The sequence below is a fragment of the Vibrio sp. 1167 genome, from assembly GCF_033340375.1.
Classification (GTDB): Bacteria; Pseudomonadota; Gammaproteobacteria; order Enterobacterales; family Vibrionaceae; genus Vibrio; species Vibrio alginolyticus.
Genome location: NZ_JAWOWK010000016.1, coordinates 34578 through 54884, shown reverse-complemented (window position 1 = coordinate 54884; position 20307 = coordinate 34578). Strand labels below are relative to the sequence as shown.

General features: G+C 46.0%; 23 protein-coding genes. 22 read left to right on the top strand and 1 reads right to left on the bottom strand.

All coding sequences use genetic code 11. The annotated features are described in order from the left end of the window. The first annotated feature begins 25 nt into the window (after positions 1-25). The 22 genes from R7Z78_RS21775 to glmU all read left to right on the top strand — a co-directional run bounded on the left by R7Z78_RS21775 (position 26) and on the right by glmU (position 19414). A complete protein-coding gene (locus R7Z78_RS21775) occupies positions 26-697 on the top strand; it encodes an amino acid ABC transporter permease (RefSeq protein WP_005378829.1) in 672 nt (223 codons plus the stop codon). Then, complete coding sequence (locus R7Z78_RS21770; protein ID WP_005378827.1) at positions 694-1431, top strand: amino acid ABC transporter ATP-binding protein; 738 nt, start codon at positions 694-696, stop codon at positions 1429-1431. The genes R7Z78_RS21775 and R7Z78_RS21770 overlap by 4 nt, the downstream gene beginning before the upstream one ends. Before the next feature lie 242 nt (positions 1432-1673). After that, positions 1674-1808, top strand: a complete 135-nt coding sequence (gene rpmH / locus R7Z78_RS21765) for a 50S ribosomal protein L34 (protein ID WP_005378825.1) — start codon at positions 1674-1676, stop codon at positions 1806-1808. Between the two features lie 46 nt (positions 1809-1854). After that, on the top strand, positions 1855-2178 hold the full coding sequence (gene rnpA, locus R7Z78_RS21760; RefSeq protein ID WP_005394102.1) for a ribonuclease P protein component: 324 nt from the start codon (positions 1855-1857) through the stop codon (positions 2176-2178). Further along, entirely contained in the window at positions 2145-2402 is a 258-nt protein-coding gene (gene yidD, locus R7Z78_RS21755; RefSeq protein ID WP_005378822.1) for a membrane protein insertion efficiency factor YidD, read from the top strand. The genes rnpA and yidD overlap by 34 nt, the downstream gene beginning before the upstream one ends. Before the next feature lie 2 nt (positions 2403-2404). Further along, the gene (gene yidC, locus R7Z78_RS21750) at positions 2405-4027 is read left to right on the top strand and encodes a membrane protein insertase YidC (protein ID WP_005383834.1); all 1623 of its coding nucleotides are present in this window, start codon (positions 2405-2407) and stop codon (positions 4025-4027) included. A gap of 130 nt (positions 4028-4157) precedes the next feature. After that, complete coding sequence (gene mnmE / locus R7Z78_RS21745; protein ID WP_005383836.1) at positions 4158-5519, top strand: tRNA uridine-5-carboxymethylaminomethyl(34) synthesis GTPase MnmE; 1362 nt, start codon at positions 4158-4160, stop codon at positions 5517-5519. Between the two features lie 100 nt (positions 5520-5619). Continuing rightward, a complete protein-coding gene (mioC, locus tag R7Z78_RS21740; protein WP_005378900.1) occupies positions 5620-6054 on the top strand; it encodes an FMN-binding protein MioC in 435 nt (144 codons plus the stop codon). A 477-nt stretch (positions 6055-6531) separates the two neighbouring features. Then, complete coding sequence (mnmG, locus tag R7Z78_RS21735) at positions 6532-8427, top strand: tRNA uridine-5-carboxymethylaminomethyl(34) synthesis enzyme MnmG (protein WP_005378901.1); 1896 nt, start codon at positions 6532-6534, stop codon at positions 8425-8427. Beyond that, complete coding sequence (gene rsmG, locus R7Z78_RS21730) at positions 8427-9062, top strand: 16S rRNA (guanine(527)-N(7))-methyltransferase RsmG (RefSeq protein WP_005378902.1); 636 nt, start codon at positions 8427-8429, stop codon at positions 9060-9062. Before mnmG ends, rsmG begins: the two co-directional genes overlap by 1 nt. A gap of 10 nt (positions 9063-9072) precedes the next feature. Beyond that, positions 9073-9846, top strand: a complete 774-nt coding sequence (locus R7Z78_RS21725; RefSeq protein WP_005383838.1) for a ParA family protein — start codon at positions 9073-9075, stop codon at positions 9844-9846. 24 nt (positions 9847-9870) lie between these two features. Beyond that, positions 9871-10752: a ParB/RepB/Spo0J family partition protein gene (locus tag R7Z78_RS21720; RefSeq protein ID WP_005383840.1), complete on the top strand. Its 882-nt coding sequence runs from the start codon at positions 9871-9873 to the stop codon at positions 10750-10752. Between the two features lie 189 nt (positions 10753-10941). Beyond that, positions 10942-11331: a F0F1 ATP synthase subunit I gene (locus R7Z78_RS21715; RefSeq protein WP_005378921.1), complete on the top strand. Its 390-nt coding sequence runs from the start codon at positions 10942-10944 to the stop codon at positions 11329-11331. A gap of 8 nt (positions 11332-11339) precedes the next feature. Next, on the top strand, positions 11340-12152 hold the full coding sequence (gene atpB, locus R7Z78_RS21710) for a F0F1 ATP synthase subunit A (RefSeq protein WP_005378922.1): 813 nt from the start codon (positions 11340-11342) through the stop codon (positions 12150-12152). A gap of 57 nt (positions 12153-12209) precedes the next feature. Beyond that, complete coding sequence (atpE, locus tag R7Z78_RS21705; protein WP_002540812.1) at positions 12210-12464, top strand: F0F1 ATP synthase subunit C; 255 nt, start codon at positions 12210-12212, stop codon at positions 12462-12464. 74 nt (positions 12465-12538) lie between these two features. Continuing rightward, positions 12539-13009 (top strand): F0F1 ATP synthase subunit B, encoded by a 471-nt coding sequence (gene atpF, locus R7Z78_RS21700; protein WP_005378929.1) that lies wholly within the window; start codon positions 12539-12541, stop codon positions 13007-13009. 14 nt (positions 13010-13023) lie between these two features. Further along, positions 13024-13557, top strand: a complete 534-nt coding sequence (gene atpH / locus R7Z78_RS21695; RefSeq protein WP_005378930.1) for a F0F1 ATP synthase subunit delta — start codon at positions 13024-13026, stop codon at positions 13555-13557. A 13-nt stretch (positions 13558-13570) separates the two neighbouring features. Further along, a complete protein-coding gene (atpA, locus tag R7Z78_RS21690; RefSeq protein WP_005378931.1) occupies positions 13571-15112 on the top strand; it encodes a F0F1 ATP synthase subunit alpha in 1542 nt (513 codons plus the stop codon). A 44-nt stretch (positions 15113-15156) separates the two neighbouring features. Continuing rightward, a complete protein-coding gene (gene atpG, locus R7Z78_RS21685) occupies positions 15157-16023 on the top strand; it encodes a F0F1 ATP synthase subunit gamma (RefSeq protein ID WP_005378932.1) in 867 nt (288 codons plus the stop codon). A gap of 35 nt (positions 16024-16058) precedes the next feature. Next, entirely contained in the window at positions 16059-17462 is a 1404-nt protein-coding gene (gene atpD, locus R7Z78_RS21680; RefSeq protein WP_005383849.1) for a F0F1 ATP synthase subunit beta, read from the top strand. A gap of 18 nt (positions 17463-17480) precedes the next feature. Continuing rightward, positions 17481-17903, top strand: a complete 423-nt coding sequence (locus R7Z78_RS21675) for a F0F1 ATP synthase subunit epsilon (RefSeq protein ID WP_005378937.1) — start codon at positions 17481-17483, stop codon at positions 17901-17903. Between the two features lie 149 nt (positions 17904-18052). After that, positions 18053-19414 carry a bifunctional UDP-N-acetylglucosamine diphosphorylase/glucosamine-1-phosphate N-acetyltransferase GlmU gene (gene glmU / locus R7Z78_RS21670; protein WP_017821563.1) on the top strand — a complete coding sequence of 454 codons (1362 nt, stop codon included), beginning with the start codon at positions 18053-18055 and terminating at the stop codon, positions 19412-19414. 80 nt (positions 19415-19494) lie between these two features. On the opposite strand, the gene R7Z78_RS21665 is transcribed toward glmU, so the two are convergent. Next, the gene (locus tag R7Z78_RS21665) at positions 19495-20235 is read right to left on the bottom strand and encodes an amino acid ABC transporter permease (protein WP_005383852.1); all 741 of its coding nucleotides are present in this window, start codon (positions 20233-20235) and stop codon (positions 19495-19497) included. Positions 20236-20307: the final 72 nt, after the last annotated feature.

The following is a 20307-nucleotide window of genomic DNA, read 5'->3' as shown; positions in this document are numbered from 1 at the left end:
TTTCTCTAGCCTTTAGGTAAGCCGTATGGGATTTGACTTTAATTACATGTTGGAACTGCTGCCGATATTGCTGAAATATCTTGGCACAACCATGGAAATGGCGACATGGGGATTGGTGTTTTCGCTGATTTTATCCGTCATTTTAGCCAATATTCGCGTATTTAAACTGCCAGTTCTGGATCAATTAAGCCAACTGTACATCAGCTTCTTCCGTGGCACCCCACTGTTGGTTCAGCTTTTCCTGCTTTATTACGGCTTACCGCAAATTTTTCCATTGATGGTCGGTATCGACGCCTTTTCAGCAGCGGTTATCGGTTTAACGCTGCACTTTGCCGCTTATATGGCGGAAAGTATTCGTGCCGCCATTATTGGCATTGATCGCAGCCAAATGGAAGCGAGCTTATCGGTCGGTATGACGACATCCCAAGCAATGCGCCGAGTGATTTTACCTCAAGCAACGCGTGTCGCACTGCCTTCATTGATGAACTATTTCATCGATATGATCAAGTCAACGTCTCTCGCTTTCACGCTTGGTGTGGCCGAAATCATGGCGAAAGCACAGATGGAAGCCTCATCAAGTTTCCGTTTCTTTGAAGCTTTCCTTGCGGTTGCTCTTATTTACTGGGGCGTGGTGGTAATTCTGACTCGCGTACAAATCTGGGCAGAAGCAAAACTGAATAAGGCGTACGTACGATGATTAAGTTAGAAAATATTCACAAACGTTTTGGTGAGACTGAAGTGCTGAAAGGCATCGACCTCGATATTAAGCAAGGTGAGATCATCGTGATTATCGGCTCAAGTGGTACGGGTAAATCAACCTTGCTGCGTACGGTGAACTTTCTAGAACAAGCAGATGAAGGTCGTATCACGATAGATGACATCTCCGTTGATACTCAAAAACACACTAAAGCCGAAGTATTAGCGCTGCGTCGTCGAACTGGCTTTGTGTTCCAAAACTATGCCCTGTTTGCCCATATGAATGCGCGCCAGAACATTGCCGAAGGTCTAGTGACCGTTCGAGGTTGGAAAAAAGCCGATGCTCTCAAACGAGCGCAACAAATTCTGGATGACATCGGCCTTGGGGATAAAGGCGATAGTTATCCAGCGGCATTATCTGGCGGCCAACAACAACGCGTGGGTATCGGCCGAGCGATGGCGCTGCAACCAGAACTGCTGTTGTTTGACGAACCAACTTCTGCGCTGGATCCTGAATGGGTCGGTGAAGTTCTCTCATTAATGAAGAAGTTAGCTAATCAGCATCAAACCATGCTGGTGGTGACGCACGAGATGCAATTCGCGAAAGAAGTCGCTGATAGAGTGATCTTCATGGCGGAAGGCAATATCGTTGAGCAAGGTTCTCCACAGGATATCTTCGATAATCCACAAGATCCTCGTTTGAAAAAATTCCTTAACCAAGTAGGAATAGAGTAACGATCAAGCATCAGGATCGATTGATCCTTGAGATTTTACTCACACTACGTATAATCGCCCGGCCGGAATTTCGTACTCATTGAGTCATTGACACATTATGTGAGTGTGATTACAATTCCGCCTCTTTGTTGAGAGGCGTCGGTTGTCCTTCTCTATATAAAGAGCTTCTTTATATAAGAAAGCAAATACCCACGCCGGGTTTAACAAGAACCTAAAACTACTGATCAGTAAAGGTAATTATCATGAAACGCACTTTTCAACCTACAGTTCTAAAGCGCAAGCGTACTCACGGCTTCCGTGCTCGCATGGCAACTAAGAACGGTCGTAAAGTTATCAACGCACGTCGTGCAAAAGGCCGTGCGCGCCTATCAAAATAATCGCTAGTTTATTTTGAACACGTACGCGTTTAATCGGGAGTTACGTTTGTTAACTCCCGAGCATTATCAAAACGTCTTCCAGCAAGCTCATCGAGCTGGCTCGCCTCATTTCACCATCATTGCTCGCAATAACAAACTTTCTCACCCACGATTAGGTTTAGCGGTTCCCAAAAAGCAAATCAAAACGGCTGTCGGTCGTAACCGATTTAAGCGTTTGGCTCGTGAAAGCTTTCGTAACAATCAACATCAGCTTCCAAACAAAGATTTTGTTGTGATTGCGAAGAAAAGCGCGCAAGATTTAAGCAATGAGGAAATTTTTAAGTTGTTTGATAAGCTATGGCAACGCCTGTCTCGCCCTTCACGTGGATAGCCATTGGGCTCGTTTATCTGTATCGCTGGTTTATCAGCCCTTTGATTGGTCCTCGTTGCCGGTTCACACCAACCTGTTCCACTTACGCGCTAGAAGCTTTGAGAGCTCACGGTTTTGTAAAAGGATGTTGGTTATCAGGCAAACGTCTATTAAAATGCCACCCTTTGAATGAAGGGGGGTATGACCCCGTTCCACCAGTCCAAAAACAAGACAGAGATAACTAACGATGGATTCTCAACGTAATATCCTGCTCATCGGTTTGGCCCTGGTTTCTTTTTTGCTGTTTCAACAATGGCAAGTTGCAAAGAATCCAGAACCTCAAGCAGTTGAACAGGCTCAATCAAGCAGCACTCTACCTGCACCATCTTTTGCTGATGAACTTGACCCAGTTCCTGGTCAACAGCAAGCTTCTGCAAAAACTATCACAGTAACGACTGATGTTTTAACTCTGTCGATCGACACCGTTGGTGGCGATGTGGTACATGCCAACCTTAACGAATACTCTGCTGAGTTAGATTCATCAGATTCCTTTGTTCTGCTTAAAGACGCTCAAGGTCACCAATTTATCGCTCAAAGCGGTCTAGTGGGCCCTCAAGGTATCGACTTGAGCAGCACAAATCGCCCTCACTACAACGTAAGTGCAGACAGCTTCACAATGGCTGACGGTCAAGATGAACTTCGCGTTCCGATGACATTCACTGCAAACGGTATCGAATACACCAAAACTTACATCTTTAAACGCGGCAGCTACGCGCTTAATGTTGAATACGATGTAGTGAACAACTCAGGCAACAACGCAACATTTGGTATGTACGCTCACCTACGTCAAAACCTAATGGACGATGGTGGTAGCATCACAATGCCTACTTACCGTGGTGGCGCATACTCAACAGAAGATACGCGTTACAAGAAGTACAGCTTTGATGATATGCAGGATCGCAACCTGTCTCTTAACCTAGCCGATGGCCAAGGTTGGGCAGCAATGATTCAGCACTACTTTGCCGCAGCTTGGATCCCACGTAACGAACCAGGTACTAACCTATACACTCGTGTAATTGGCAACCTAGGCGACATCGGCGTTCGTATGCCGAACAAAACTATCGCAACAGGCGATCAGGCTAAGTTTGAAGCAACACTTTGGGTTGGTCCAAAACTGCAAGATGAAATGGCAGAAGTGGCACCTAACCTAGACCTAGTAGTGGACTACGGCTGGTTATGGTTCATTGCGAAGCCTCTTCATATGTTGCTTTCATTCATCCAGAGCTTTGTTGGTAACTGGGGTGTGGCAATCATCTGTCTGACCTTCATCGTTCGTGGTGCAATGTACCCACTAACAAAAGCGCAATACACGTCTATGGCGAAAATGCGCATGCTACAGCCTAAGCTGCAAGCAATGCGTGAGCGTATCGGTGATGACCGTCAGCGCATGAGCCAAGAAATGATGGAACTGTACAAGAAAGAGAAAGTGAACCCACTAGGTGGCTGTTTACCTCTTATCCTACAGATGCCTATTTTCATCGCGCTTTACTGGGCACTAATGGAATCGGTAGAGCTACGTCACTCTCCATTCTTCGGTTGGATTCATGACCTTTCAGCACAGGACCCTTACTACATCCTGCCGCTATTGATGGGTGCGTCTATGTTCCTAATCCAGAAGATGAGCCCGACAACGGTAACGGATCCAATGCAGCAGAAGATCATGACCTTTATGCCGGTTATGTTTACCTTCTTCTTCTTGTTCTTCCCATCAGGTCTCGTTCTGTACTGGTTGGTGTCGAACATCGTAACGCTTATCCAGCAAACTCTGATCTACAAAGGATTAGAGAAAAAAGGCTTACACAGCAAGTAACCTTTTAGGAAATGATTGAGAAAGGCGGCCAAAAGGTCGCCTTTTTGTTTTTGGCTGATTACAATTCAGCTAATTAATTGTGATGGCTCCCTAGGTATCTTCCCTATAGCCCAGCTCAAAAGGCAAAATTATGACTACAGATACGATTGTCGCTCAAGCGACCGCGCCTGGTCGTGGCGGTGTCGGTATTATTCGAGTTTCTGGCCCTAAAGCCAACCAAGTGGCGTTAGAAGTCACTGGCAAAACACTAAAGCCCCGCTACGCAGAGTACCTGCCGTTTAAGTCAGAAGATGGCACTGTGCTTGATCAGGGCATCGCACTGTACTTCCCTAACCCACACTCATTTACAGGTGAAGACGTACTTGAGCTGCAAGGCCATGGCGGCCCTGTCGTGATGGATATGCTGATAAAACGCATTCTAGGTATAGATGGTATTCGAGCTGCTCGCCCTGGTGAGTTCTCTGAACGCGCATTTCTGAACGATAAACTCGACTTAGCTCAAGCCGAAGCGATTGCAGACCTCATTGATGCCAGTTCTGAAGAAGCAGCAAAATCGGCGCTGCAATCCTTACAGGGCGCATTTTCAGGCCGCATTAATACCTTAGTTGAGTCGCTGATTCATTTGCGTATCTATGTTGAAGCAGCCATCGACTTCCCTGAAGAAGAGATCGACTTTTTGGCCGACGGTAAAGTGGCTGGTGACCTACAAGCCATCATCGACAACCTAGATGCGGTGCGCAAAGAAGCTAACCAAGGCGCTATTATGCGTGAAGGGATGAAAGTCGTGATTGCGGGTCGTCCAAATGCGGGCAAATCAAGCCTGCTGAACGCGCTATCGGGTAAAGAGTCTGCAATCGTAACCGACATCGCAGGAACTACGCGTGATGTACTGCGTGAGCATATCCATATTGATGGCATGCCTCTGCACATCATCGATACTGCAGGTTTGCGTGATGCTTCCGATGAAGTAGAGAAAATCGGTATCGAACGCGCGTGGGATGAAATAGCCCAAGCAGACCGCGTGTTGTTCATGGTGGATGGCACGACAACCGATGCCACCGATCCGAAAGATATCTGGCCAGATTTTGTGGATCGCCTACCAGACAACATTGGCATAACTGTGATCCGTAATAAAGCGGATCAAACGGGTGAAGATATGGGGATCTGCCACGTCAATAACCCTACTCTTATCCGTTTGTCAGCGAAGACTGGTGCAGGGGTTGAAGCTCTGCGCGATCATCTCAAGGAGTGTATGGGCTTCTCTGGCAACAGTGAAGGTGGGTTTATGGCTCGTCGTCGTCATCTCGATGCATTAGAACGTGCCGCACAGCACCTTCAAATAGGCCAGGAGCAGCTTGAAGGCTATATGGCAGGTGAAATATTGGCTGAAGAGCTACGCATCACCCAACAACATCTCAATGAGATTACCGGTGAGTTCAGTTCTGACGACTTACTGGGACGAATCTTCTCTTCATTCTGTATCGGGAAGTAAATAATCGAACGCGCGGTGCTGAGCTTAACTCACACCGCGTTTCTTTTTGTACGGCAAGCCATCCATGAGCTTTAGCCGTCGCATTCAATAAGGAAGAAGTATGATCCACATTATTACAGGCAGCACGTTAGGTGGCGCAGAATACGTAGGGGATCACCTGAGTGATCTACTCAACGAGAATGGATTTGAAACAACGATCCACAACCAGCCTTCCCTCAGTGATATCGAAAATCAAGGTACGTGGTTGGTGATCACCTCTACACATGGAGCTGGTGAGTATCCTGATAATATCCAACCTTTTATCGCAGCATTACAAAATACACCGCCAAAAATGACTGATGTAAAATTTGCGGTGATTGCGATTGGTGACTCTAGCTACGATACGTTCTGTGCCGCTGGTCAACACGCTTATGATTTATTAGAGGATATTGGTGCAACCCCTCTCGCAGATTGCTTTAAAATCGATGTACTGAGCCATGATGTACCAGAAGACGCCGCAGAGATGTGGTTAAAAGAGAATATCGAACGTTTTTAAACTCACGACTTTCCCTTCAACAGAGTCGAAATTCGGCTCTGTTTTCTCCCATTTGAATAACTCCCACCAAATTATTTTGTTTAACCGCTCAAAAACCAACCAAACAGACTGTGGATAACTACAATAAGATCCAGTGATTTTCCTTTAGTTATCCCAATAACAACTTTGATCAATTTTACCCCCTGTGTATAACCACCACTTTTGATCCCAGGTAATCCTCGATCTGATCCAATCATGATCACAAGATATGATCCAAAGAAGATCCATGATCTTGTTGATCATTTTTAGGTTATCCACAGAAACGGTCGATCCTAATAGTAGATCTAATAAAAGATCATATATATAGATCTTATATATATTTATCTTGAAGCTTAAAACGGATAAAACGAGAAAACGTTTTTCTCTCTGGCATAAAGCAGGTAAAATACGGCTCCTTTATCTGTCCATTAAATCCCTTTGAATACCTGAGGTCAGTTCATGCTTTATCACGAAAACTTTGACGTCATTGTTGTCGGTGGCGGACACGCAGGAACGGAAGCCGCGCTCGCATCTGCACGCACAGGACAAAAAACGCTTCTCCTTACCCATAACATCGATACATTAGGCCAGATGTCTTGTAATCCGGCGATCGGTGGTATTGGTAAAGGTCACTTAGTAAAAGAAGTAGATGCTATGGGCGGTTTGATGGCTGAAGCCATCGACCATGCAGGTATTCAGTTTCGTACACTAAATGCCTCCAAAGGTCCTGCAGTACGAGCAACTCGAGCTCAAGCCGATCGCGCTCTGTACAAAGCGTACGTTCGTAATGCATTAGAAAATGCGCCTAACTTAACGTTGTTCCAGCAATCAGTTGATGATCTGATTGTTGAACAAGATCGCGCAGTTGGTGTGGTAACTCAAATGGGACTTCGCTTCCATGCGAAAGCCGTTGTGCTAACCGTGGGTACCTTCCTTGGTGGTAAGATCCACATAGGTATGGAAAGCTCGTCTGGTGGTCGTGCCGGGGATCCACCATCGATCGCATTAGCGGATCGACTGCGTGAACTGCCGTTCCGTGTGGATCGTTTAAAAACAGGTACTCCACCGCGCATTGATGCTCGTACTGTTGATTTTTCAGTGCTAGAAGCTCAGCACGGTGATAACCCAACGCCTGTATTCTCGTTCATGGGCAAACGTGAACAGCATCCGCGTCAGATTCCATGTTTCATCACCCACACCAATGAACAAACTCACGATGTGATCCGTAGTAACTTGGATCGCAGTCCAATGTACGCAGGTGTGATTGAAGGTATTGGTCCGCGTTACTGTCCGTCTATTGAAGACAAAGTGATGCGTTTCGCTGACAAAAACAGCCACCAAATCTTCATTGAGCCAGAAGGCCTAACCACGCACGAGTTATACCCTAATGGTATCTCGACCAGCTTGCCATTTGATGTGCAAGTACAAATCGTGCGCTCAATGAAAGGGTTTGAAAATGCACACATCGTTCGCCCAGGTTATGCGATTGAATATGATTTCTTCGATCCACGTGATTTGAAGCAAACGTACGAGACGAAGTTCATCCATGGTTTGTTCTTTGCTGGCCAGATTAATGGCACGACTGGCTACGAAGAAGCCGCAGCGCAAGGCTTGATGGCCGGTCTAAATGCAAGCTTGTTTAGCCAAGACAAAGAAGGCTGGAGCCCACGTCGTGACCAAGCTTACATGGGCGTGTTGATTGATGACTTATCGACCATGGGTACCAAAGAGCCGTACCGCATGTTCACTTCTCGTGCGGAATACCGCCTGCTACTTCGTGAAGATAACGCCGATTTACGTTTAACGGAAAAAGCGCGCGAGCTAGGCTTGATTGATGATGTTCGTTGGGCTCGCTTTAACGAGAAAATCAACAATATGGAAACGGAGCGTCAGCGTTTGAAAGCAACGTGGATGAATCCGAAGTCAGAGGGTGTTGATGAGCTGAACAAGCTGCTGAAAACCCCAATGGCCCGTGAAGCGAGTGGTGAGGATCTTCTGCGTCGTCCAGAGATCACTTATTCGCAACTGACGCAACTTGAAGCGTTTGCTCCTGCACTTGAAGATCAGCAAGCGGCTGAGCAAGTTGAAATTCAAGTGAAATACGATGGTTACATCAAGCGTCAGCAGGAAGAGATCGAAAAATCACTGCGTCACGAAAATACCAAGTTACCTGCTGATTTGGATTACCGCGATGTAAAAGGTTTATCAAACGAAGTCGTTGCTAAACTGAGCGAGGCCAAACCAGAGAGCATCGGTATTGCATCACGCATTTCTGGTATTACGCCTGCTGCAATTTCTATTCTACTTGTTCACTTGAAAAAGCATGGTTTGCTGAAGAAAGGTGAGGAAGAATAATGAGCGCATTGCGAACAAAGCTGGATTCACTGATCGCGAAAACCGATTTGGAAGTGTCAGAACAGCAACGAGAGCAGTTAGTTGGTTATGTCGAACTGCTCGACAAATGGAACAAAGCGTACAATTTAACATCGGTACGTGATCCGCTTGATATGTTAGTGAAACATATTCTTGATAGTATCGTTGTAAGCGCACACCTGCCCGGTGAGCGCTTCATTGATGTTGGTACTGGTCCGGGGTTACCGGGCATCCCTTTGGCAATAATGAACCCTGAGAAAACCTTCTTTTTGCTCGACAGTCTTGGCAAACGCATTCGTTTTATCAAGCAAGTCGTGCACACATTAGGGCTGAAAAACGTGACACCAATTCAAAGTCGCGTCGAAGAATTCCAACCTGAAGAAAAATTTGATGGCGTTTTGAGTCGAGCTTTTGCTTCAATGACAGACATGGTGGAATGGTGCCACCATTTGCCGAAACAAGAGCACGGGGTGTTTCTAGCGCTGAAAGGACAGCACCCTAAAGATGAAATGGATCAGCTTCCTGAATGGTGCAGTGTGACAGAGATCATATCTTTGGCTGTTCCTGAGTTGGAAGGTGATCGTCATCTAGTAATCTTATCGCGCAAGGAAAATTAGCGAGGTAATCGTGGGTAAAATTGTAGCAATCGCCAACCAGAAAGGTGGGGTCGGCAAAACAACAACGTGCATTAACTTAGCGGCTTCGATGGCGGCAACAAAGCGCAAGGTTTTGGTGATCGATCTCGACCCGCAAGGCAATGCTACGATGGCCAGTGGCGTGGATAAGTATATGGTCGATGCCACCGCATACGATCTTTTGGTCGAAGATACACCGTTCGATCAAGTCGTTTGTACCCAAACAACAGGGAAGTATGATTTGATCGCGGCGAACGGAGACGTAACCGCGGCAGAAATCAAATTGATGGAAGTTTTCGCTCGTGAAGTGCGTCTAAAAAATGCATTGTCGTCAGTTCGCGATAACTATGATTTCATCTTTATTGATTGTCCTCCTTCTCTAAACCTTCTTACAATCAATGCGATGGCGGCAGCTGACTCTGTGCTGGTGCCGATGCAATGTGAATACTTTGCGTTAGAAGGTTTAACTGCTCTTATGGATACAATCAGCAAGTTAGCGGCTGTTGTGAATGAAAACCTAAAAATCGAAGGTTTATTGCGTACCATGTACGACCCACGCAACCGCTTATCGAATGAAGTATCCGATCAACTTAAAAAACACTTTGGGAATAAAGTTTACCGTACTGTCATTCCGCGTAATGTTCGTTTGGCTGAAGCGCCAAGTCACGGTAAGCCAGCAATGTACTACGATAAGTACTCCGCAGGTGCCAAAGCGTACCTTGCTCTAGCGGGCGAAATGCTCCGCCGCGAAGAAATCCCAGTTTAACTCTAACCTAAGGAATTCAATCCCATGTCTAAGCGTGGTCTCGGAAAAGGACTGGATGCGTTATTGTCGACCAGTTCGTTTGCTCGTGAAAAACAGCATATTGCATCGCATAGCCAAGAATTATCGGCAGACGGTGAGTTAACCGATTTAGCGATTGGTCAATTGCAGCCGGGCGTATACCAACCGCGTAAAGATATGGCGCCTGAAGCGCTAGAAGAACTAGCGGCTTCGATTCAATCACAAGGCATTATTCAACCAATCGTGGTTCGCCAGGTCGAAAATGGTCAGTTTGAGATCATCGCAGGTGAGCGCCGCTGGCGTGCTGCAAGGCAGGCGGGTTTAAAACGCGTGCCGTGTTTGGTGAAAAAAGTTGAAGATCGTGCCGCCATCGCCATGGCGTTGATTGAAAACATTCAACGTGAAGACTTGAATGTGATTGAGGAAGCCCAAGCGCTTGAACGTCTACAAGATGAATTCACGCTGACACATCAGCAAGTGGCCGATGTGATTGGTAAATCAAGAACGACGGTCAGTAACCTATTACGTCTGAATCAGTTGGAAGTTGATGTAAAAGGTCTGGTTGCAGATAAAAAATTGGAAATGGGTCATGCTCGAGCTCTGTTAGCGTTAGAAGGCGAACAGCAAGTCGAAGTAGCTCAACAAGTGGCTAAGAAGCAAATGACTGTTCGCCAAACCGAACAGTTAGTAAAAAAGTGCTTAGCCCCACAAAATGAGCAAAAAGGGCAACAAGAGGATACCGAAGCCGAGCAAATGTCGCATAAATTGAGTCAGCTGCTTGATGCAAAAGTTTCTCTTACCCGTTCTGCAAACGGAAAAGCGAAATTGACGATAAGTCTTGATGAGCCTCACAAATTGGACCAACTAATTGCCAAGCTTGAGGCCTAGATGAGATAATTGATTTAGGTCAATTAATCTAATTAATCGAATTTTGTGCGAAAGTTGTCGTTTTGTAAACAAAACTGTAAGTTTTTGATGCAATCGAATTGCTTTACGTTGAACTGAACGTATAATTTTCGCCAATTTCCCAGCACAGAGAGTTAAGTGCGAAGTGGATATTACTAGAGGTACGAATACATGGTAGCTGCGTTAGCTAGACCAGGACGAGAGCTCGCAAGGCAATTGTTAATGATCCAGTCTGGCGCGGTTATTTTTGTGGCAGCAGGAATGGCGGTAGCCATAAATCCTGACTGGGGATTTTCAGCGCTGATTGGCGGAGGCATTTTTGTTGTTGCCAATGCAGTATTCGCGCTGTGTGCTTTCATGTTTAGTGGAGCTCGCGCTGCCAAGCGCATCGCTGCTTCCTTCTATACGGGTGAAGTACTGAAAATTCTCATCACGGTTGCACTGTTCTATGTTGCCTACATGTATATGCAGGTGGAACTTGTTCCCCTCAAACTAACCTATTTGCTGGTACTAGGTATTAATATCTGTGCACCAGTGCTATTCATTAACAACAAAAAATAGGATGAGTTATGGCTGCGCCAGGTGAAGCGCTAACATCGTCCGGTTACATTGCCCACCACCTTTCTAACCTATCGCTATACAAGTTGGGTTTAGTAGGGTCGGAGACAAGTTTCTGGAACGTACATATCGATAGCCTGTTTTTTTCTTGGTTTACTGGTTTAATCTTCCTCGGAATTTTTTACAAAGTAGCAAAGAGAACAACAGCGGGTGTACCGGGTAAGCTTCAGTGTGCTGTAGAAATGATCGTTGAATTTGTCGCCGATAACGTCAAAGACACGTTCCATGGACGCAACCCACTGATCGCGCCTTTAGCACTGACTATCTTTTGTTGGGTATTTTTGATGAACGTGATGGACTTAGTTCCTATCGACTTCTTACCATACCCAGCAGAGCATTGGCTAGGTATTCCTTACCTTAAGGTTGTACCGTCTGCTGATGTGAATATCACCATGGCTATGGCTCTAGGCGTTTTTGCATTGATGATTTACTACAGCATCAAAGTAAAAGGTCTAGGTGGATTCGCAAAAGAACTTGCACTACATCCATTCAATCACCCACTGATGATTCCGTTTAACCTACTAATTGAAGTGGTATCGCTATTAGCGAAACCTCTATCACTTGGTATGCGTCTATTCGGTAACATGTTCGCGGGTGAGGTTGTATTCATTCTTTGTGCGGCAATGCTACCATGGTACTTACAATGGATGGGTTCACTACCGTGGGCAATCTTCCATATCTTGGTTATTACGATTCAAGCCTTCGTATTCATGATGTTGACAATTGTTTACCTGTCAATGGCACACGAAGATCCTGATCATTAATTTTTTTAAAGCTTTTTATTTGGGCACTAAGCCAACAACTATAAATTGGAGATAGTAATGGAAACTTTACTGAGCTTTTCTGCAATCGCCGTAGGTATTATCGTCGGTCTTGCTTCTCTTGGTACAGCGATTGGTTTCGCACTGCTAGGTGGTAAATTCCTAGAAGGTGCTGCACGTCAACCAGAAATGGCTCCTATGCTACAAGTTAAGATGTTCATCATCGCGGGTCTACTTGATGCGGTTCCAATGATCGGTATCGTAATCGCGCTACTATTCACTTTCGCAAACCCATTCGTTGGTCAACTAGGTTAATCACCTTTAACTCGGGACGGGCGATTATCGCTTGTCACTGATTAACACTAAGTCCAAATAGAGGGGTAGCTGTTGTGAACATAAACGCAACTCTGCTAGGTCAAGCAATCTCGTTCGCACTATTTGTGTGGTTCTGCATGAAGTATGTATGGCCACCATTGATGCAAGCGATCGAAGAGCGTCAGAAGAAAATTGCTGATGGTCTTCAAGCAGCAGAACGTGCTGCGAAAGACTTGGATCTAGCACAAGCCAACGCTTCTGATCAATTGAAAGAAGCGAAGCGCACAGCAACTGAGATCATCGAACAAGCGAACAAGCGTAAGTCTCAAATTCTTGATGAAGCTCGCGAGGAAGCTCAGGCAGAACGCCAGAAAATCTTAGCGCAAGCAGAAGCAGAACTTGAAGCTGAACGCAATCGTGCACGCGATGAGCTGCGCAAACAAGTTGCTACTCTGGCTGTAGCTGGTGCTGAGAAAATCCTTGAGCGTTCTATCGATAAAGATGCGCAAAAAGATATTCTCGACAACATTACTGCAAAACTTTAAGTCTGGGGGCGCATATGTCTGATTTGACTACTATCGCACGCCCCTATGCTAAAGCAGCCTTCGACTTTGCTTTAGAGAAAGACCAGTTGGACCAATGGGGCCAAATGTTATCTTTTGCTGCTGAAGTGGCCAAAAACGAACAAATGAACGAACTACTAACGGGTTCGGTTTCTGCTGACAAAATGGCAGAAATTTTTGTTGCAGTTTGCGGCGAACAAGTTGATGCGCACGGTCAAAACCTTTTGAAGGTAATGGCTGAGAATGGTCGTTTAGCGGCCCTTCCTGATGTTTGTAAAGAGTTTTTTACTCTGAAAAAAGAACATGAGAAAGAAATTGATGTTGAAGTAATTTCAGCAACAGAGCTTTCTGATGAACAACTTGCAAACATTGGCAGCAAACTTGAAAAGCGTCTTGAACGCAAAGTGAAGCTGAATTGCAGTGTAGATGAGACCCTACTTGGTGGGGTTATTATTCGAGCCGGAGACCTAGTCATCGATGACTCAGCGCGTGGTCGTTTGAACCGCCTGAGCGATGCATTGCAGTCTTAATGGGGATTGGAGCATGCAACTTAATTCCACGGAAATTAGCGATCTGATCAAACAACGTATCGAATCTTTCGAAGTTGTTAGTGAAGCTCGCAACGAGGGTACTATCGTATCGGTAAGCGATGGTATCATCCGCATCCACGGCCTAGCGGACGTGATGCAAGGTGAAATGATTGAATTACCGGGTGGCCGTTATGCACTGGCACTTAACCTTGAGCGTGACTCGGTTGGTGCGGTTGTAATGGGCCCATATGCTGACCTTAAGGAAGGCATGAAAGTTACAGGTACTGGCCGCATTCTTGAAGTGCCAGTTGGTCCAGAACTACTAGGCCGCGTAGTAAACACGCTGGGTGAGCCTATCGATGGTAAAGGTCCAATCGAAGCGAAAATGACTTCGCCTGTAGAAGTGATCGCACCAGGTGTAATCGACCGTAAATCGGTAGACCAACCTGTGCAAACTGGTTATAAGTCAGTTGACTCAATGATCCCAATCGGTCGTGGTCAGCGTGAGCTTATCATCGGTGACCGTCAGATTGGTAAAACAGCACTGGCGATCGACGCGATCATCAACCAGAAAGACTCTGGTATTTTCTCTATCTACGTAGCAATCGGTCAGAAAGCATCGACTATCGCTAACGTTGTTCGCAAACTAGAAGAGCACGGCGCACTACAAAACACTATCGTTGTAGTTGCATCAGCTTCTGAATCTGCAGCGCTTCAATACCTAGCGCCTTACGCAGGTTGTGCGATGGGTGAATACTTCCGCGATCGCGGTGAAGACGCACTGATTGTTTACGATGATCTATCTAAGCAAGCGGTAGCTTACCGTCAGATCTCTCTACTACTTAAACGTCCACCAGGCCGTGAGGCATTCCCAGGTGACGTATTCTACTTACACTCGCGTCTACTAGAGCGTGCAGCTCGTGTAAACGAAGAGTACGTAGAGCGTTTCACTAACGGTGAAGTGAAAGGTAAGACTGGTTCTTTGACTGCTCTTCCTATCATCGAAACTCAAGCAGGTGACGTTTCAGCATTCGTACCGACTAACGTAATCTCGATTACCGATGGTCAGATCTTCCTACAAACTGAGCTATTCAACGCTGGTGTTCGTCCTGCTGTTGACCCAGGTATCTCAGTATCTCGTGTAGGTGGTTCAGCTCAGACGAAAATCATCAAGAAACTATCAGGTGGTATCCGTACAGCACTAGCTGCATACCGTGAACTAGCGGCATTTGCTCAGTTCTCTTCTGACCTTGATGACGCAACGAAGAAACAGCTAGACCATGGTCAAAAAGTTACAGAACTAATGAAGCAGAAGCAGTACGCTCCAATGTCTGTATTTGACCAAGCTCTAACTATCTTCGCGGCAGAGCGCGGTTACCTTGATGATGTAGAACTTAACAAAGTTCTAGATTTCGAGGCGGCTCTACTATCGTACGCTCGCGGTCAATACGCTGAACTAGCAGCTGAGATCGACAAGTCTGGCGCTTACAACGATGAAATCGAAGCTCAGTTGAAGAAACTGACTGACGACTTCAAAGCAACCCAAACTTGGTAATTAGGTCGGTGGCAGTTTCTGCCACCAACTAACGGAGAGTAACGATGGCCGGCGCAAAAGAGATACGTAATAAAATCGGTAGTGTTAAAAGCACTCAGAAAATTACGAAAGCGATGGAAATGGTAGCAGCTTCAAAAATGCGTCGTTCTCAAGATGCAATGGAAGCTTCTCGTCCATACGCTGAAACAATGCGTAAAGTGATCGGTCATGTGGCTAACGCAAACCTAGAGTACCGTCATCCGTACCTAGAAGAGCGTGAAGCTAAACGTGTTGGTTACATCATCGTTTCGACAGACCGTGGTCTGTGTGGTGGTTTGAACATTAACGTGTTCAAAAAAGCCGTTACAGACATGCAAGCATGGAGAGAGAAAGGTGCTGAGATTGAGCTAGCCGTTGTTGGCTCAAAAGCAACAGCTTTCTTTAAACATGGTGGCGCAAAAGTTGCGGCACAGGTTTCTGGTCTTGGAGATAATCCAAGCCTACAAGACCTAATCGGCTCTGTTGGCGTAATGCTGAAGAAATACGATGAAGGTGAACTGGACCGTCTATATGTAGTATTCAACAAGTTTGTAAATACTATGGTTCAGCAACCAACGATCGATCAATTGCTACCTTTGCCTAAATCGGACAGCGAAGAGATGCAGCGTGAGCATTCATGGGACTACATCTATGAGCCTGAACCAAAACCTCTACTGGATACGCTATTAGTGCGTTACGTAGAGTCTCAGGTATACCAAGGTGTGGTTGAGAACCTTGCTTGTGAGCAAGCGGCTCGAATGATTGCGATGAAGGCTGCAACGGATAACGCAACCAGTTTGATTGACGATTTGGAACTTGTGTACAACAAAGCCCGTCAGGCTGCGATTACACAAGAACTATCAGAAATCGTTGGTGGTGCAGCTGCGGTTTAAGCTTAGGTAAAACGAAATAGTTTAGAGGATTAACGATGGCTACAGGTAAGATCGTACAGATCATCGGTGCGGTAGTCGACGTAGAGTTCCCACAGAGCAATGTACCTAGTGTATATGACGCTCTAAACGTAACGGACTCAAAAGAGCGTCTAGTTCTTGAAGTTCAACAACAGCTAGGCGGTGGCGTAGTTCGTTGTATCGTAATGGGTAGCTCTGATGGTTTACGTCGTGGAGTAGAAGTGGTTAACACTGGCGCTCCAATTTCAGTACCAGTAGGTACTAAAACTCTAGGTCGTATCATGAACGTCCTAGGTGACGCGATTGACGAGCGTGGTGAAGTGGGTGCGGAAGAGGTTTACTCTATCCACCGTAGTGCACCAAGCTACGAAGAGCAATCAAACGAAATTGCACTTCTAGAAACGGGCGTTAAAGTAATCGACCTAATTTGTCCATTCGCTAAGGGTGGTAAAATCGGTCTATTCGGTGGTGCAGGTGTAGGTAAGACCGTTAACATGATGGAACTTATCAACAACATCGCACTACAGCACTCAGGTCTATCAGTATTTGCTGGTGTTGGTGAGCGTACTCGTGAAGGTAACGATTTCTACTACGAGATGCAGGAAGCGGGCGTTGTAAACGTTGAGAAGCCTGAAGAATCAAAAGTAGCGATGGTTTACGGTCAGATGAACGAGCCACCAGGTAACCGTCTACGTGTTGCACTGACTGGTCTAACAATGGCAGAGCGTTTCCGTGACGAAGGTCGTGACGTACTACTGTTCATTGATAACATCTACCGTTACACACTTGCAGGTACAGAGGTATCAGCACTACTAGGTCGTATGCCTTCTGCGGTAGGTTACCAGCCAACTCTTGCAGAAGAGATGGGTGTACTCCAGGAGCGTATCACGTCAACGAAATCAGGTTCTATCACGTCTGTACAGGCGGTATACGTACCAGCGGATGACTTGACTGACCCGTCTCCAGCAACAACGTTCGCGCACTTGGATGCAACGGTTGTACTTAACCGTAACATCGCTGCAATGGGTCTATACCCTGCGATCGACCCGCTAGATTCAACATCTCGTATGCTTGATCCACTAGTCGTTGGTCAAGATCACTACGAAGTTGCTCGTGGTGTTCAGCAGACTCTTCAGCGCTACAAAGAGCTGAAAGATATCATTGCTATCCTAGGTATGGACGAGCTATCTGAAGAAGATAAGCAAGTTGTATCTCGTGCACGTAAGATTGAGCGTTTCCTAACTCAGCCTTACCACGTAGCAGAAGTATTTACAGGTGACCCTGGTATTTACGTACCTCTAAAAGAGACTCTACGTGGCTTTAAAGGCCTACTAGCTGGTGAATACGACGACATTCCTGAGCAGGCATTTATGTACTGCGGTAGCATCGACGATGCTATTGAGAATGCGAAGAAGCTATAAGGCTAACTAGGAGGCGATATGGCAGCAATAACCTTTCACCTAGACGTAGTAAGCGCTGAGAAGAAAATCTTCTCTGGTCGTGTTGAAACGTTTCAGGTGACCGGTAGCGAAGGTGAACTTGGTATTTTCCATGGTCACACACCGCTGCTGACCGCTATCAAGCCTGGTATGGTGCGTATTGTGAAACAGCACGGCCACGAAGAAATTATTTATGTTTCTGGTGGTATGGTAGAGATTCAGCCTGGTACAGCGACTGTACTAGCTGATACAGCTATCCGTGGTGAAGAGCTAGACGCAGCGAAGGCAGAAGAAGCCAAACGCCGCGCTGAGGAGCAAATCCAGAATCAGCATGGTGACATGGACTTCGCACAAGCGGCCAGTGAACTGGCTAAAGCCATTGCTCAGCTACGAGTTATCGAGCTGACAAAAAAGCGTCGCTAAGCTCAATTAGCAACGTTGCATGAAAAAAGGCGGCCAATTGGTCGCCTTTTTGATTAATTTTAGTTGGAAATTTACATCCCACCATTAACTAATCCTTCCAAGGTGTTTAAAATAACGCCCAATTAAAATAGAACGTCAATAGGTTATTAATGAAATTCAGTGCTGTGATCCTTGCTGCGGGTAAAGGTACCCGTATGTATTCAAACATGCCTAAAGTGCTACACACTTTGGCAGGGAAGCCAATGGCAAAACATGTGATTGATACATGTACAGGTCTTGGCGCACAAAACATCCACTTAGTATATGGTCACGGTGGTGATCAAATGCAGCAAACGCTAGCAGAAGAGCCTGTAAACTGGGTACTGCAAGCGGAGCAACTAGGTACAGGTCATGCGGTTGATCAAGCGTCTCCGAAGTTTGAAGACGATGAAAAAGTACTGGTGCTTTACGGTGATGTTCCACTGATTTCAGCTGAAACGATTGAAAACCTATTAGATGCACAGCCAACAGGCGGTATTGCACTACTAACAGTGATTCTAGATAACCCGACAGGCTACGGTCGTATTATCCGTAAGAATGGTCCTGTTGTGGCGATCGTTGAGCAAAAAGATGCAACAGAAGAACAAAAACAAATTAAAGAGATCAATACTGGCGTGATGGTTGCGACTGGTGGGGATCTTAAGCGTTGGTTGTCTGGCTTAAACAACAACAACGCACAAGGCGAATACTACCTAACTGACGTTATTGCAGCTGCACACGATGAAGGTCGTGCCGTTGAGGCTGTACACCCAGTCAATGCCATTGAAGTGGAAGGGGTCAATGACCGCGCACAGCTTGCTCGTCTAGAGCGTGCTTTCCAGTCAATGCAAGCTCAGAAGCTACTAGAGCAAGGTGTCATGCTACGCGATCCAGCACGCTTTGATTTGCGTGGTGAGTTACAGTGCGGTATGGACTGTGAAATCGACGTGAATGTTATCGTCGAAGGTAAAGTTTCACTGGGTGATAACGTGGTTATCGGTGCGGGTTGTGTACTGAAAGATTGTGAAATCGACGACAACACCATCGTTCGCCCTTACAGTGTGATTGAAGGTGCAACGGTTGGTGAAGAATGTACGGTTGGTCCATTTACTCGCCTTCGTCCTGGTGCTGAAATGCGTAACGATTCCCATGTGGGTAACTTCGTTGAAGTGAAAAATGCGCGCATCGGAGAAGGTTCAAAAGCGAACCACCTAACTTACTTAGGTGATGCAGAGATCGGCCAACGCACTAACATCGGTGCAGGTACTATCACTTGTAACTACGATGGTGCGAACAAGTTTAAAACCATCATCGGTAATGATGTTTTTGTTGGTTCTGATAGCCAGCTGGTGGCGCCTGTCACTATCGCTGATGGCGCAACCATCGGTGCTGGCACGACACTAACAAAAGATGTTGAAGAAGGTGAGTTAGTAATTACTCGCGTCAAAGAACGCAAAATTACTGGCTGGCAGCGTCCTGTAAAACAGAAATAAGCATTACCTACACTCTGTCTCTATATTGTCAAAGCCGCTCAACAAGAGCGGCTTTGTTGTTTCTAGCTAAGGCTTCATCGCTAGTAGCTAGGAATGGCAATACGTTTTTCGAGCCAACGAACGGCTTGAGATACAAATAGGATGAGTAACAAGTACTCCAAAACGAGGAAGGTATAAATCTCTAAGGGTAAGTACTCATTCACCACCAGCTCATTAGCACGGCGAGTGAGATCGCTTAAACCAATCACGCTGACTAAAGAACTCATCTTGAGGATGTAGACAAATTGATTGCCCAGTGGTGGGAGAATTTGCCGAAACGCTTGGGGAAGAATTACCAAGCGCATCTTTTGCCAATAGCTTAAGCCCAAAGATTCAGCCGCTTCATGCTGGCCACGGCTGATAGCTTGTATTCCACCGCGAAATACTTCCGCCATAAACGCGCTCTCAGCGATAGTCAGTGCAATAACACCCGCCCAAAAGTGATTGAGTGAGACATCCAATAGCGTAGGCATGCCGTAATACACCCAAAGTAGTAAGACTAAAACTGGCACTGAACGGATCACCTCGACATAAATACGGTTTATCCACTTCAGAGAGGCTGAGTCCGACAGAGCGGGTAACGCAACGATCAGGCCCAAGCTCATCGCAAATAACATACTGAGGAGTGATACCTGAATGGTGTCATTAAACCCAGCGATTAAAAACTTTAGATTGGTGAGCCCTTGATCCGTCGAAGGGTCAAGTACATACCAGCCCCATTGATAATCTGAACAACCAGTGAGTAATAGCAGTGAAAACAGCCATAGAGTTCGAAACGTCACATTTACTCCCTGAATTAACTAAAAAACTTCCTTTGTTGCTGCTATGTTATCAGTAGAGCTCTAATAAAGGTT

What these genes read in the sequence shown, in the direction of transcription:
- R7Z78_RS21775 (WP_005378829.1), top strand. Translation starts at nt 26, where the DNA reads ATGGGATTTGACTTTAATTACATGTTGGAACTGCTGCCGATATTGCTG.
- R7Z78_RS21770 (WP_005378827.1), top strand. Translation starts at nt 694, where the DNA reads ATGATTAAGTTAGAAAATATTCACAAACGTTTTGGTGAGACTGAAGTG.
- rpmH (WP_005378825.1), top strand. Translation starts at nt 1,674, where the DNA reads ATGAAACGCACTTTTCAACCTACAGTTCTAAAGCGCAAGCGTACTCAC.
- yidD (WP_005378822.1), top strand. Translation starts at nt 2,145, where the DNA reads ATGGCAACGCCTGTCTCGCCCTTCACGTGGATAGCCATTGGGCTCGTT.
- yidC (WP_005383834.1), top strand. Translation starts at nt 2,405, where the DNA reads ATGGATTCTCAACGTAATATCCTGCTCATCGGTTTGGCCCTGGTTTCT.
- mnmE (WP_005383836.1), top strand. Translation starts at nt 4,158, where the DNA reads ATGACTACAGATACGATTGTCGCTCAAGCGACCGCGCCTGGTCGTGGC.
- mioC (WP_005378900.1), top strand. Translation starts at nt 5,620, where the DNA reads ATGATCCACATTATTACAGGCAGCACGTTAGGTGGCGCAGAATACGTA.
- mnmG (WP_005378901.1), top strand. Translation starts at nt 6,532, where the DNA reads ATGCTTTATCACGAAAACTTTGACGTCATTGTTGTCGGTGGCGGACAC.
- rsmG (WP_005378902.1), top strand. Translation starts at nt 8,427, where the DNA reads ATGAGCGCATTGCGAACAAAGCTGGATTCACTGATCGCGAAAACCGAT.
- R7Z78_RS21720 (WP_005383840.1), top strand. Translation starts at nt 9,871, where the DNA reads ATGTCTAAGCGTGGTCTCGGAAAAGGACTGGATGCGTTATTGTCGACC.
- R7Z78_RS21715 (WP_005378921.1), top strand. Translation starts at nt 10,942, where the DNA reads ATGGTAGCTGCGTTAGCTAGACCAGGACGAGAGCTCGCAAGGCAATTG.
- atpB (WP_005378922.1), top strand. Translation starts at nt 11,340, where the DNA reads ATGGCTGCGCCAGGTGAAGCGCTAACATCGTCCGGTTACATTGCCCAC.
- atpE (WP_002540812.1), top strand. Translation starts at nt 12,210, where the DNA reads ATGGAAACTTTACTGAGCTTTTCTGCAATCGCCGTAGGTATTATCGTC.
- atpH (WP_005378930.1), top strand. Translation starts at nt 13,024, where the DNA reads ATGTCTGATTTGACTACTATCGCACGCCCCTATGCTAAAGCAGCCTTC.
- atpA (WP_005378931.1), top strand. Translation starts at nt 13,571, where the DNA reads ATGCAACTTAATTCCACGGAAATTAGCGATCTGATCAAACAACGTATC.
- atpG (WP_005378932.1), top strand. Translation starts at nt 15,157, where the DNA reads ATGGCCGGCGCAAAAGAGATACGTAATAAAATCGGTAGTGTTAAAAGC.
- atpD (WP_005383849.1), top strand. Translation starts at nt 16,059, where the DNA reads ATGGCTACAGGTAAGATCGTACAGATCATCGGTGCGGTAGTCGACGTA.
- R7Z78_RS21675 (WP_005378937.1), top strand. Translation starts at nt 17,481, where the DNA reads ATGGCAGCAATAACCTTTCACCTAGACGTAGTAAGCGCTGAGAAGAAA.
- glmU (WP_017821563.1), top strand. Translation starts at nt 18,053, where the DNA reads ATGAAATTCAGTGCTGTGATCCTTGCTGCGGGTAAAGGTACCCGTATG.